The 13,921-nt window shown below is 68.8% G+C and carries 8 protein-coding genes; 6 read left to right on the plus strand and 2 right to left on the minus strand.

All coding sequences use genetic code 11. The features are described from left to right. Positions 1–165: 165 nt before the first annotated feature. The 6 genes from ABZT06_RS04645 (at position 166) to ABZT06_RS04670 (ending at position 8,049) form a co-directional block, all read left to right on the plus strand. Entirely contained in the window at positions 166–1,146 is a 981-nt protein-coding gene (locus ABZT06_RS04645; protein ID WP_355734739.1) for an ABC transporter permease subunit, read from the plus strand. After that, on the plus strand, positions 1,140–2,012 hold the full coding sequence (locus tag ABZT06_RS04650; RefSeq protein WP_355734742.1) for a carbohydrate ABC transporter permease: 873 nt from the start codon (positions 1,140–1,142) through the stop codon (positions 2,010–2,012). Before ABZT06_RS04645 ends, ABZT06_RS04650 begins: the two co-directional genes overlap by 7 nt. 37 nt (positions 2,013–2,049) lie before the next feature. Beyond that, the gene (locus tag ABZT06_RS04655) at positions 2,050–3,705 is read left to right on the plus strand and encodes an extracellular solute-binding protein (RefSeq protein WP_355734746.1); all 1,656 of its coding nucleotides are present in this window, start codon (positions 2,050–2,052) and stop codon (positions 3,703–3,705) included. Next, entirely contained in the window at positions 3,705–5,219 is a 1,515-nt protein-coding gene (locus tag ABZT06_RS04660) for a xylan 1,4-beta-xylosidase (protein ID WP_355735528.1), read from the plus strand. Before ABZT06_RS04655 ends, ABZT06_RS04660 begins: the two co-directional genes overlap by 1 nt. Positions 5,220–5,419: 200 nt before the next feature. Continuing rightward, positions 5,420–6,043, plus strand: coding sequence for a hypothetical protein (locus ABZT06_RS04665; protein ID WP_355735531.1), 624 nt, complete (start codon positions 5,420–5,422; stop codon positions 6,041–6,043). Then, entirely contained in the window at positions 6,040–8,049 is a 2,010-nt protein-coding gene (locus ABZT06_RS04670) for a beta-galactosidase (RefSeq protein ID WP_355734749.1), read from the plus strand. Before ABZT06_RS04665 ends, ABZT06_RS04670 begins: the two co-directional genes overlap by 4 nt. 6 nt (positions 8,050–8,055) lie before the next feature. Here ABZT06_RS04670 and ABZT06_RS04675 read toward each other — a convergent pair whose 3' ends face one another. After that, complete coding sequence (locus tag ABZT06_RS04675; protein WP_355734752.1) at positions 8,056–9,999, minus strand: alpha-glucuronidase; 1,944 nt, start codon at positions 9,997–9,999, stop codon at positions 8,056–8,058. A 20-nt stretch (positions 10,000–10,019) separates the two neighbouring features. Then, entirely contained in the window at positions 10,020–13,808 is a 3,789-nt protein-coding gene (locus ABZT06_RS04680) for a GH92 family glycosyl hydrolase (RefSeq protein ID WP_355734755.1), read from the minus strand. Between the last annotated feature and the right edge of the window lie 113 nt (positions 13,809–13,921).

The raw sequence follows: 13,921 nt of genomic DNA on the forward strand, positions 1-13,921 counted from the left end.
GCGAAGGGGGCCGGGTGTTGGCCTCCCTGTTCTACCCCACTCCTGCCCCAGGTATCTCACCCCCGACCCATTGACAGCGCTTTCTTCGTGGCCCTAAGTTGCCGCGAAGTTACCGGTAAGAGCTCGAAAGTTTCGGTTCCGTGCCTCCGTCTGAGAGGACCGAGCATGAGCACATCCGTCAAGTCGGCCTCTCCACCACCCAGCGTCGAGGACCCGCCCGGAGCCGTCGGCCGCCCTGCGCCGCGCGGTGGATGGCGCCGGGCCCTGCGCCGCGACTGGCAGCTGTACTCGCTGGCCGTCCTGCCGCTGCTGTTCTTCCTGGTCTTCCGCTATCTGCCGATGATCGGCAACGTGATCGCGTTCCGGCGCTTCGAGCCCGGCGGATCGATGTTCGGCGAGGACTGGGTGGGCCTGCGCTATGTGCGCATGTTCCTCAGCGACCCGACCTTCTGGCAGGTGTTCCGCAACACCCTGTGGCTCGGCGGACTCACGCTGGTGTTCTGCTTCCCGATCCCGATCGTCCTCGCCCTCCTGCTCAACGAGGTGCGCCGGCGCTCCCTGAAGCGGTTCGTGCAGTCGGTGTCGTACCTCCCGCACTTCCTGTCGATCGTGATCGTCGCGGGCCTCACCCTGCAGACGCTCGCCACCGACGGGCCGGTCAACCACGCCCTCGGCTGGTTCGGCCACGAGGAGATCCGCTTCATCCAGGAGCCCGACTGGTTCCGCACGATCTACGTCGGCTCGGAGATCTGGCAGACCGCCGGCTGGGGCACGATCCTCTACCTCGCCGCGCTCACCACCATCGACGAGGACCTGTACGAGGCCGCGCGCATCGACGGTGCCAACCGCTGGAAGCAGATCTGGCACGTCACCCTGCCCGGCATCCGCCCCACCATGATCACGCTGCTGATCCTCAACGTCGGCACGTTCATGGCGGTCGGCTTCGAGAAGGTCCTGCTGCTGTACAATCCGCTGACCTATCCGACCGCCGACGTGATCTCGACCTACGTCTACCGGGCCGGTGTCGAGTCCAACAGCTTCAGCTACGCGGCCGCCATCGGCCTGTTCGAGGCGGTCATCGGGCTGGTCCTCATCACCACCGCCAACACGCTCTCGCGCCGCACAGTGGGGACCAGCCTGTGGTGAAGCCGAGCCGTTCCTACCGGGTGTTCCAGGGCGTCAACGGGGTGATCCTCACCCTCGTGGTGCTCGTGACCCTGTACCCCTTCGTCAACATCGTCGCGCGGTCCTTCAGCGGGGAACGGCAGATCCGGGCTGGTGAAGTGACCTTGTGGCCCAAGGGGTTCAACCTCACCACGTACCGGATCGTCTTCCAGGACTCGATGTTCTGGCGGAACTACGGCAACACCGTCTTCTACACGGTCGTCTCCACCGCCGTGGCCATGGTCCTGACGACCTGTTACGCCTACGTCCTGTCGAAGAAGCACCTCAGGGGGCGCGGGGTGCTCGTCGGCATCGCCGTGTTCACGATGTTCTTCACCGGCGGACTGATCCCCAACTACATCCTGGTCACCGAACTCGGGCTGAAGAACAGCGTCTGGGCCATCGCGCTGCCCAACGCGATCAGCGTCTTCAACCTGCTGGTGATGAAGGCATTCTTCGAGAGCCTGCCGGCCGAGCTGGAGGAGGCCGCGCAGATCGACGGCCTGAACACCTACGGCATCCTCTTCAGGATCGTGCTGCCGCTGTCCAAGGCGGTCGTGGCGACCATGGTGCTCTTCTACACGGTGTCCTTCTGGAACTCCTGGTTCAGCGCGTTCCTCTACCTGGACCACTCGGACCTGATGCCGGTCACCGTCTATCTGCGCAACCTCATCGCCGGCGCCACCGGTGGCGGCAACGCGGGCGCGGGCACCGCGGAGCTCAGCCAGGTCGGCGCGAGCATCCAGGCGGTCACGATCGTGCTCACCGCGCTGCCGATCATCTGCGTGTACCCGTTCGTCCAGCGCTTCTTCGTCTCGGGCGTGATGCTCGGCGCGGTCAAGGGCTGACAGTGCGTCACCTCACTTACGGAACAAAGGAGTCTCCGTGGAGAACACCGGACAGCTGTCGCGACGTCAGATCCTGGCCGCCGCGGGATTCATCGGCCTCGCCGGCCTCACCGGCTGCGGCAGCGGCGATGACGGCGGCGACTCCAAGGACCTGTCCAAGAAGCAGAACGGCGCGATGAAGGAGTACCAGGCCGGCCAGCAGTTCAAGGCCACCAAGGCGCTGTCCTTCTCCATGCTGCACAACGACAACCCGGTCTACCCGCTCAAGAACAACTGGCTGTTCTGGAAGGAGGTCACCCGGCGCACCGGGGTCACCATCAAGCCCCTGGACGTCCCGCTCGCCGACTACGAGAAGAAGCGCAGCGTCCTCATCGGCTCGGGCGACGCCCCCTTCATCATCCCGAAGACGTACCACCCCGGCGAGGTCGCCTTCGTGTCCTCGGGCGCCATCCTCCCGGTCAGCGAGTACGTCGACCTGATGCCCAACTTCCGTGCCAAGGTGAAGAAGTGGAAGCTCGAGCCCGAACTCGACTCCATCCGCCAGTCCGACGGCAAGTACTACCTGCTCCCGGGCCTGCACGAGAAGCCCAAGTCCGGCTACTCGCTCTCCTTCCGCACGGACGTCCTCGACAAGCACGGACTGAGCCTGCCGAAGACCTGGGACGAGGTGTACGACGTCCTCAAGGCGCTCAAGACGGAGTACCCCGACAAGTACCCGTGGACCGACCGCTGGAGCACCAACACCCCCTTCCCGTGCGGGGCGTTGTTCCAGTACCTCGGTCAGGCCTACGGGGTTAAGGCCGGCTGGACGTACGACAACATCAGCTACGACACCAAGGCGCAGAAGTTCGTCTTCACCGCGGCCCAGGACGCCTACCGGCAGATGATCGAGTACCTGAGAAAGATCGTCGCCGAGAAGCTCCTCGACCCCGAGAGCTTCACCCAGCAGGACGACCAGGCCGTGCAGAAGCTGCTGGCCGAGAAGTCGTATGCGATCAGCGCCAATCCGCAGGAGCTGGTGCAGAACTACCGCTACAACCTGGGCAAGCAGGTCAAGGGCTCGACGATCGAGATGATCCCGGTGCCCCTCGGCCCGGCGGGACCGATCCTGCTGAGCGGCATCCGGCTGGAGAACGGCGTCATGATCTCCAGCAAGGCCCTCAAGAGCGCCGACTTCGTGGCGATGATGCAGTTCGTGGACTGGCTCTGGTACTCCGACGAGGGCCAGAAGTTCTGCAAGTGGGGCGTGGCGGGCGTCACCTACACCGAGTCCGGCGGTACCTACACGCTGAAGCCCGGCATCTCGCTGATGGGATCCGACCCGGACGCCCCGAAGGACCTCCAGAAGGACTTCGGCTTCTTCAACGGCGTGTTCACCTACGGCGGCAGCTGGGAGCTGGTGTCCTCCAACTTCAGCCCGGACGAGAAGAAGTTCCAGGACGTCATGTCCCAGCGCAGGGAACTGCCCGTCGACCCGGCCCACCCCCTGCAGTCCTTCGAGCAGGAGCAGGCGACGCTCTGGGACACCCCGCTCAAGGACCACGCCATCCAGAACACCCTCCAGTTCGTGCTCGGCAAGCGCCCGATGTCCGAATGGGACGCGTACATATCCGAGTTGAAGGCGAAGAACATGCAGCAGCTCGTCGACCTGCACAACAAGGCGCACGACCGGTTCAAGAAGGAGAACGCGTGATCCACCGCGTCCCCGCCGAGCCCTCCGGCCCCTTCTCCGACGCCTGGCGCCACTGCGTCGGCACCGGGAGGATCGAACTCGCCCTGCGCCGCGACTACCAGGACTCCCTGAAGCTGCTACAGCGCGAGATCGGCTTCCGGTACATCCGCGGGCACGGCCTGCTGAGCGACGGCATGGGCGTGTACCGGCCGTACGAGTGGCCCGAGGGTGTCCGAGGTGTCCGCCACTCCTTCACCTACGTCGACCAGGTCGTCGACGCCTGTCTGGAGATCGACATCCGGCCCTTCCTCGAACTCGGCTTCATGCCCTCGGAGTTGGCGTCGGGGAAGCAGACGGTGTTCTGGTGGCAGGCGAACGTCACCCCGCCCCGGGACATGGGGGAGTGGGCGGACCTGGTCCGGGCGACCCTCAGGCACCTGGTCGACCGGTACGGTCTCGCCGAGGTGCGCACCTGGCCCATCGAGGTGTGGAACGAGCCCAACCTGCGCGACTTCTGGGAGGGCGCGGACGAGAAGGCGTACCACCGCCTCTACGAGGTGACGGCGGGCGCGGTGAAGGAGGTGGACGCGGATCTCCAGGTGGGCGGCCCCGCGATCTCACCGGCCTCCGACGAGTGGCTGGACCGCTTCGCCGAGTTCGCCGCACAACGCGACGTCCCGGTCGACTTCGTGTCGAAGCACGCCTACACCTCGGGCCCCGCCCAGCACGTCCCCTTCGGCACCCACCAGATCCTGGCACCCGCCGAGGACCTCCTGGACCAGTTCGCAACACCCCGCGAACGGCTGAAGGGCACCCGGCTCGCCGGACTCCCCGTCCACATCACGGAGTTCAACTCCTCCTACCGCCCCGACAACCCGGTCCACGACACCGCCTTCCACGCGGCGTACCTGGCACCGGTCCTCGCCCGCGGCGGCGACCACGTCGACTCCTTCTCGTACTGGACCTTCAGCGACATGTTCGAGGAGGAGGGGCCTCCCACGGCTCTCTTCCACGGCGGCTTCGGCCTGCTCACCCACCGGCAGATCAGGAAACCGACGTACCACCTCTACTCCTTCATGGCCCGCATGGGCCCCGAGCTGCTCACCCGGGGCGCCGACCACCTGGCCACCCGGCATCCCGACGGCCGGGTGACCGTCCTCGCCTGGGCTCCGGTCGACGCGAGCGGGGAGACGCCAGGGCCCGAGCGGCACCGGCTGCGCCTGTCGGTGCCGGTGCGGGGCGCACGGGAGGCTTTCGTACGGCGGTCCGTGGTCGACGAGGAGCACGGCAACGCCCGCACCGCCTGGCAGCGAATGGGCAGCCCGCGCTCACCCGGCCGGCACCAGCTCGACGTACTCCACGAGGCCGCCGAGCCGGGCCGACAGCACCTGAGGCTGCGGGTCGAGGACGACCGGACCGAACTGGACCTGACATTGGCCCGCCACGAGATCACGCTCGTGGAGGTGAGTCCGGTCGTGGAGGAGGCACCGGACTGGTGGGACGAACGCCGACTGCTGGGCAGGGAGCCGCAGTGAACGGGGTGAACGGGGACAGTCGCGTGCGGGCGACAGCCGGCCGCACCCGGGCCGGGGCCCACGACACCACGGCCACCGACCGACCCGACACCGCCCCACCCGGCCGACCCGCAGGGCGACGACAGGAGACCCACGAGCCCCCGCCTTCACCCGCCGGCACCTCCTTCGGCCAGGGCTCCCTCTCCCGTGCCGCAGCCCTCATCCACACCCTCGTCACCGTCGAGGTCCTGCTCCTCGTCGCCGCCTCTCCGGGCCTGGCGGGTCTGCTCCTGCTGGGCCCGGCCCCCGCCAACCTCCCCCTGGCCGCCGTGTGCCTGCTGCCCCTCGGCCCCGCCACGGCCGCCGCTCTGTACGCCCTCGACCACCGCGACCGCGACCTCGCCGACCTCCACCCGGCGCGGGCGTACCGGCGCGGCTGGCGGCTCAACGCCGTCCCCGCCCTGAAGCTGTGGGCACCCTTGCTGGCGTGGCTGACGGTCATCGCGTTCACGCTGACCCACTTCACCGCCACCGGCCTGCCCGGCTGGTGGGCGGTGCTGCTCGCGGCGATCGGCGTCGGCTCGCTTCTCTGGGGCGCACACGCACTCGTGCTCACCGCCCTGTTCGCGTTCCGGGCGCGCGACACCGCACGCCTCGCGGGTCACTTCCTGTTCCGGCACGGCCGCGCTACCCTCGGCGCCGCCTCGCTGCTCGTCCTGACCGCCGCCGGGACCGCCGTACTGACCGAGGCCTTGCCCGCCCTGCTGGCGGCCCCGCTGCTGCTGTCCCTGCTGCACAGCAGCCGCCCGGTGATCGCCGAGACCCAGGAGGACTTCACCGCATGAGCCCGTCGAGCTCCAAGATCCCCTACGGCGGCGACTACAACCCCGAGCAGTGGCCCGAGGAGGTCTGGGACGCGGACCACCACCTGTTCACCCGGGCCGCCATCGACACCCTCACCGTCGGCGTCTTCTCCTGGTCGCTCACCCAACCCGCCGAGGACACCTACGACTTCACGGTCCTGGACCGCGTCCTGGACCGGGCGACGGCCGAGGGCCGACAGGTCTGTCTGGCCACCGGTACGGCCGCCCTGCCGCCCTGGCTCGCGCACCGGTATCCCGAGGTCAACCGCACCGACTTCGAGGGCCGCCGACACCGCTACGGGCAACGCCACAACTTCTGCCCCAGCTCACCGGCGTACCGCAGACTGGCCACGGAGCTGGCGGCACGACTCGCCGAACGGCACGCGGACCACCCGGCCTTGCTCGCCTGGCACATCAACAACGAGTACGGCGGCGTCTGTTACTGCGACCTGTGCGCCGACGCCTTCCGGGACTGGCTGCGGGACAGGTACGTCACCCTCGACGCCCTCAACGACGCCTGGTGGACGACGTTCTGGTCGCACCGCTACACCGACTTCGAGGAGATCGAGCCGCCCAGCGCCCTCACCGAGCACTGGCGGGGCCCCGACCACACCGCCTTCCAGGGCATCACGCTCGACTACTTCCGCTTCACCACCGACGCGCTGCTCGGCTGCTTCCTCGCCGAGAAGGAGGTGATCCGCGCCCATGATCCGGTCACCCCCGTCACGACCAACTTCATGGGCATGTTTCGCCCCCTCGACTACCACCGCTGGGCACCCCACCTCGACTTCGCGTCCTGGGACAGCTACCCGCCCCTCGACGCCCCGCCGAGTTGGGCCGCCCTGGCCCACGACCTGATGCGCGGCCTCAAGGACGGCGCCCCCTTCTGGCTGATGGAGCAGACCCCGTCCACGACAGCATGCCGTGACGTCAACCCCCTGCGCAGACCGGGGGAGCTGCGCCTGGCCACCTTCCAGGCGATCGCCCACGGCGCCGACGCGGCCCTCTACTTCCAGCTGCGCGCCTCGCGGGGAGCCTGCGAGAAGTACCACGGGGCGGTCATCGGCCACGCCGGTCGCGACGACACCCGTGTCTTCCAGGAAGTGGCCGCACTGGGTGCGGAGTTGCAGCTGCTCGGCGACGCCTCCCTCGGCGCCCGTACGCCCGCCCGCACCGCCCTGCTCTTCGACTGGGACAGCTGGTGGGCCCTGGAGATCTCCGACGGCCCCTCCCGGCTGGTCAGGTACCAGGAGGTGGTCCACGCCTACTACCGGGCCGCCCGCGCGGCAGGCGCCGACGTGGACGTCGTCGCGCACACCGCCGACCTCACCCCGTACGACGTGGTCCTCGCCCCCGCCCTGCACATGGTCAAGGGCGATCTCGCCACCCGCCTCGAAGCGGTGGCGGAACGCGGCGGCACGGTCCTCGCCACCTTCCTCTCCGGCCGCGTCGACGCACACGACCGGGCCTTTCTCGCCGACGTCCCCGGCCCCCTCGCGCCCCTGATGGGCATCCGCATCGACGAATGGGACTCCCGCCCGGCCGAGTTCGCCCAGCCCGTCCCGGAACTCGCCTCGGAGGGACGGCTCGTCTTCGAGATCGTGCGGCTCCGGGGCGCCGAGTCGGTCGCCACCTACGGCTCCGACTTCTACGCGGGGACCCCCGCCGTCACCCGCAACCGGTACGGGCGGGGCGAGGGCTGGTACGTCGCCACGGCCCTCGACCAGCCCGGTGTGGACCAGGTGGTCCGCCGCGTCCTGTCCCGCCACGACCTCGTCGGCCCGTACGCCGACCACGAGGGCCTGGAGACGGCCACCCGAGTGGCCCCCGACGGAACCCGCCTGCTCTTCCTCCTCAACCACACGGCGGAGCCTCTTCAGCTGACTGCTCACGCGACCGCGACCGACCTGCTCAGCGGCAAAGTGGCGGAGGCCGGGGCGCCTGTGACCCTCGACCCACGGGGCGTCGCGGTCCTGCGCCTCCCATAGGCGGCTTCAGAAGATGGTCCGCCCCCGCTCGTCCGGCACCCCCGACTTCCGGAAGAAATAGCTGTTGACCTGATCGCGCCACTCGCGGGCGCTCCGGAGCTGCTCCTCGAACCGCTCCGTCACCCTTGCGTGGCGCTCCGGGTCCACGAGGTCCACCAGTGAGGCCCACACCTCCCGGGCCGCCTCCACCTCCGCCACGCCTTCGAAGTGCGTGTCGTAGATGTGCTGGATCACCGTCTTGCCGCTGTGCAGCATGTGCTTGTACGACACGTGGTGGAAGAACAGCAGCAGCTCGTCCGGGCAGGTCTCCGGGGACTCGTAGACCTCGGCCCACGGCTTGGCGTACTGCCCCGCGTACCCGGTCCCGCCCGCCACGCTCCGGTCGACACCGACGCCGTCACGGTCGGCGAAGTGGTAGGTGCCCCACGGGCTGTACTCGTAGCCGTCGACGCTCGGCCCGTAGTGGTGTCCCGGCTGGACCATGAACCCCACGCCGAGGGGAGCGGTGTACTTCTCGTACGTCCGCCACGAACCGTCCAGGACCGAGCGCAGACCCGCCGTGAGCCGGGGCTCGCTCCCGAAGGTGAGCCGGATCCATTCGTCGAGGACCCGATGCGGATCGGCGTCGGGGTCCCAGGCCAGCCGACCGAACGTGTAGAGGTTCGCCTGGGCCAGCGGATGCCCGGTCCAGAACGGGTCGTCCCCGACGTTGGACACGGCGACGAGCCCACCGCGTGCCAGCTCGCCGACAGCGGACTCCCCGTCGATGCCGAAGCGCAGCACCTCGCCCCACATCGGCCCCAGCCAGCACACGTGCCGCTGCTGCCCCGTGTACTCCTGGGTCGCCTGGAGCTCCACCGCCAGCCGTGTGCCGGGCATCGCCCCGATCAGCGGGGAGACCGGCTCGCGCACCTGGAAATCCAGCGGCCCGTGCTTGACCTGGAGGACGGCGTTGCCGGCGAACTCCCCGTCCAGCGGCACGAAATGGTCGTACGCGGCCCGCGCCCGGTCGGTCGAGCGGTCCCGCCAGTCCTGGCGGTGGTCGTAGACGAAGGCCCGCCAGTGGACCGTACCGCCGTGCGGGGCAAGCGCGGCGGCCAGCGCGTTCGCGCCGTCAGCGTGACTGCGTCCGTACGCGAACGGCCCCGGCTGCCCTTCCGAATCGGCCTTGACCACGAACCCGCCGAAGTCGGGAATCTCCGCGTACACCCGCGCGGTCGCCTCGGCCCACCACGTCCGCACCGACTCGTCCAGCGGATCGGCCGTGGGCAGCCCGCCAAGCACCATCGGCGCCGCGAAGGTGACCGACAGATGCGTCCGGATGTCGTAGGGCCGCAACGCGCCCGCGATGGCGGCCACTTCACCGATCCGGTCGGTCAGCAGCCGTGCCTCGGTCGCGTGCACGTTGACGTTGTTGACGGCCACGGCGTTGATCCCGCAGGCCGCGAGCAGCCTGCCGTACCGCCGCACGCGCTCCATGTCCCCGCGCGCCCGTCCGTCCTCCCAGAACAGCGACCCGCCGGCGTACCCGCGCTCCACCTGGCCCATGACCGGGTGCACGGCCACGTTGTCCCAGTGGTCGAGCATGCGCAGCGCCGACTTGGGTTCATGCAGGGCAGGTTGCGCCTCGCCGAGGAACGCCGCCTCCCCGAGCCGTACGACGTGGAAGAACCCGTACAGCAACCCGCGCGCGCCGGACGCCGTGACGGTCGTACAACCGTCACGGCGTCCGTGCACGAAACCCTCGGAGCCGTCGTCGCCGTCCAGCTCCACCACCAGGTCGCAGGGCCCGGGTTCACGCGAGACACTTCCTCCGAAGCGCTCGCAGGCCGCCGCCACCTCCCCGTGAACCGTGTCCACCAGCGCACCCGAGCCGCGGATCAGGGTCCGCCGGGTGCCGATCGGCCGGAACGCCCCGTCCGGCAGCCAGGCCGGATCGACACCCTGCATGAGACCCCCAACGCCTTTGCTCAGGCGAGCAGTTCGACTTCCGAGACCACCGCCTCGCCGTCGAGCACGAGACGGTACTTCCCGTACGTACCCGGAGACCTCACGGAGAACGCCCGTGTCTGCCGGTCCCATGCGAAGGACTCCCCGGACCGCTGGTCGAGGGTCTTCCACTTGGTGCCGTCGTCCGAGCCCTGGAGCGTCCAGCCGGTCGGGGCCTTCGTGCGGTCCGACGACGAGGTCAGCGTGTACTGAAGCCCCTTCACCTCGCCGGACACCGGAAGGTCCACGGAGGTGACCGTCGCGTCCGTGGCCGACGTGTTGTCGAACAGTGCCCCGTCCCCGGCGAGCACGTCCGCGCGCGGCGTCGGCACCTCGTCGTCCTGGGTGATCGACACCGGAGCCGCGTTCTTCCCGGTGCCCCACTTGGACGGCCGTGGACCCATGTCGAAGTCCAGGACGGCCCCCTCGGACAGGATCGAGTGGGGGAGCGAAGTGGACCGCCAGGGCTTGCCGTCGACCCTCAGGCCCTGCACGTACACGTTCCGGGCGCTGTTCTTCGGGGCCCTGACCACCAGGTCCCGACCGTTCTCCAGATGGACCGTGGCCTTGGTGAACAGCGGTGAGCCGACGGCGTATTCGCCGCTGCCCATGGCCAGCGGGTAGAAGCCCAGCGCGGAGAACAGGTACCAGGCCGACTGCTCGCCGTTGTCCTCGTCACCGTGGTAGCCCTGCCCGATCTCGCTGCCCACGTACAGCCGCGACAGCACCTCACGGACGTTCTGCTGTGTCTTCCAGGGCTGACCGGCCGCGTCGTACATGTAGTTCACGTGGTGGGCGACCTGGTTGGAGTGGCCGTACATGCCCATCCGGACGTCCCGCGCCTCCGTCATCTCGTGGATGACACCGCCGTAGGAGCCGACGAAGTCCGGCGAGGCCGTCTCCGGCGTCGCGAAGTACTGGTCCAGCTTGTCGGCGAGCCCGGAGCGGCCGCCGTACAGGTTCGCCAGACCCCGGCTGTCCTGCGGGGCGGTGAACGCGTACCCCCAGCCGTTGGTCTCGGTGTAGTCGTAGCCCCACACCCGCGGGTCGTAACTCGACGACTCCACACGCCACTTGCCGTCGGCGTCCCGGCCCTGGAAGAAGCCCGCCTTCTTGTCGAAGAGGTTCACATATTCCTGGGCCCGGTTGAGGAAGTACTCCGACTCCTCCTTGTAGCGCTTCTCACCGGTCTTCGCGTACAGCGCCTTGCCCATGCGCGCGATGCCGTAGTCGTTGAGGTAGCCCTCCAGGGCCCAGGACAGGCCCTCGTGGGTGTCGGTGCTGGTGTAGCCGAGGAAGGGCGAGGTCTCCATGCCCTTGCGGCCCACACCGGAGGACGGGGGCGCGACCGTGGCGTTCTTCAGGGCCGCGTCGTACGCCGACTTCGCGTCGAAGTCGACCCCCTTGACGTACGCGTCCGCGAAGGCGACGTCGGAGGAGGTGCCGGTCATCAGGTCCGCGTACCCGGGGGAGGACCAGCGCGAGGTCCAGCCGCCGTCCTTGTACTGCTGGACGAACCCGTCGACCATCTCGCCCGCCTGAGAGGGCGTCAGCAGGGAGTACGCCGGCCAGGTGGTCCGATAGGTGTCCCAGAAACCGTTGTTGACGTACACCTTGCCGTCCACGATCTTCGCCCCGGTGTGCGTCGGGGTGTCGGGAGAGGGCATCGGGGAGAACGGGGACGCGTACTGGTACTTCGAACCGACCTTCTCGAAGCCGGAGTTGGGGTACAGGTACAGCCGGTACAGGCTGGAGTACAGCGTGGTGAGCTGGTCCTGCGTGGCGCCTTCCACCTCGACCTTGCCGAGCAGCCGGTCCCACTGCCGCTGGGCGCGGTCGCGGACCTGCTCGAAGGAGGTGCCGTCCGGGATCTCCTGGCGCAGGTTGTCCTTCGCCTGGTCGAGGCTGATCAGTGAGGTGGCGAGCCGCAGCGTGACGGTTCTGTCGTCGGCCTTGAAGCGCAGGTACCCCTTGACCCCGCTCGACGAGCCGTCCGTCACCGGCTTGTCGAAGACGCCGTAGACGAAGAGCCGGGTGGCGCCGGTCGACAGCCCGGACTTCACGTCCGAGTACCCGGTGATCACGCCCGCGTCCTTGTCGAGCGTCAGGCCCGCCTGGTCCGTCACGTTGTCGAAGAGCACGTTCGCGTCGTCGCCCGGGTAGGTGAAGCGCAGGGCCGCCGCGTGGTCGGTCGGCGCCATCTCCGTCTTCAGCCCGTTCTCGAACCGCACCCCGTAGTAGTACGGCCGCGCGGTCTCGTTCTCGTGCCGGAAGGCCAGCTCACGGGCCTCGCGACCGGTGTCCGGGGTGCCGGCGGCGGCCGACGGCATCACCTGGAAGGTCTGCCGGTCACCCATCCAGGGACTCGGCTCGTGGCTCGCGCTGAACGCCTGGATCGTCGGCAGGTTGTCGTCGTTGTTGGCGCGTGCGTAGTCGTAGAGCCAGCTCAGGGAGGACGCGTTGGTCACCGGCGTCCAGAAGTTGAAGCCGTGCGGCACGGCCGCCGCCGGGAAGTCGTTGCCCCGCGAGAAGCCGCCGCTGGAGTTGGTGCCGCGAGTGGTGAGCGCGTAGTCCGACAGATGCGCCTCGGGCTTCTCGGGCGCCGCCCGTTCCACGGTGACGTCGTCCAGCCAGCCCCGAAACTTCGCCGGCCCGCTCGGGGAGTCGTAGGCGACGAGAATCCGGTCGACGGTCTTCCCGGCCGCGACCGACCCGATCCGCGAGACCACGTTGTTCCACTGGTTGACGTAGAGCGCCTTCGAGGCGCCCTGTCCCTGTGGCGAGAGCGTGAATCCGTGCTGGTCGCGCGCGCCGAGGCCGCTCAGGAAGGTGCCGTCGGTGAAGGCCAGGTCCACGGAGACGTTCGTCGCGTCGTAGTCCCGGTCGCCGTCCGCCATCGACGGGAAGATCCGGTACGACAACCGGGTCAGCGGGTCCACCGCCACGTTGACGTCGAAGACCTTGTTGTACGAGTACGCCCGCCCGTCGGCGGTGTGCCGACCGGCGTAACGCAGGGCCCTCTTTCCGGTGAATCCGGCGCCCGCCTTCGCGGTGGGTGATCCGCTCGGGCCGCGGTCGACCAGCGAGAGCATGTCCTGCGGGACCGGCCCGTCGCTCCCGCCCGTGGAGAACTGCACGTCGGCCAGCTGGAGGATGCCGGAGGCGCCGTTGTTGCGGGTGATGTCCAGCCGGAAGTGCTGGTATTCGGCCGGATCCTGGATGTCGTACGAATTTGTCCGGAACCGTTCGGTGAAGGTCTCGCCCGAGCGGGTGTCGAGGGTCTTCCAGTCCTTGCCGTCCGTCGAGCCCTGGAGCGTCCAGTCCCTGGGGTCGCGCTCGGCGAAGTCATTGGCCGAGGTCAGCGCGTAGGTGACCACCTTGGCCGGTCTGTCCAGGTCGAACTCGGCCCAGCCGGTGCTCTGGAAGGCCAGCCACTTGGTGCCGGACTCGCCGTCGACGAGGTTCTCCTTCACCTCGCCGCCGCCGGTGTTCTCCGCGCTCGCCCGGACGTCCGTCACGTGGTCGGTGATGTTGCCCGGGATGCCGGTGCTGTAGCCGCCGTCGACACCGGAAGCCCTGCCTCCGTCGACGCTGTTGATCCAGTCCGGGGCGGGATCGCCCGTCTCGAAGGAGGTGGCGAACCCCCGATCGGCCTGGGCGGCGGCCTGGGGCAGGGCGACCGCCGCGCCCTGCGAGCCCACCGTCACGGCAAAGGCGGCCGTGAACACGACCGCCGCACTCCGTCTGAGCCGAGTTCTGTACCGATGCATCGGCGAGTACCCTCCCTGCACGAGGCCGGACAACGTTGTCACCAATTCCGTGCAAGGATCAGTAGTGGCCCAAGTGGACAGTGATGTCAAGGGTGTTGCCTGTGGCATTCGGG

The sequence above is a fragment of the Streptomyces sp. NPDC005483 genome, from assembly GCF_040606035.1.
Classification (GTDB): domain Bacteria; phylum Actinomycetota; class Actinomycetes; order Streptomycetales; family Streptomycetaceae; genus Streptomyces.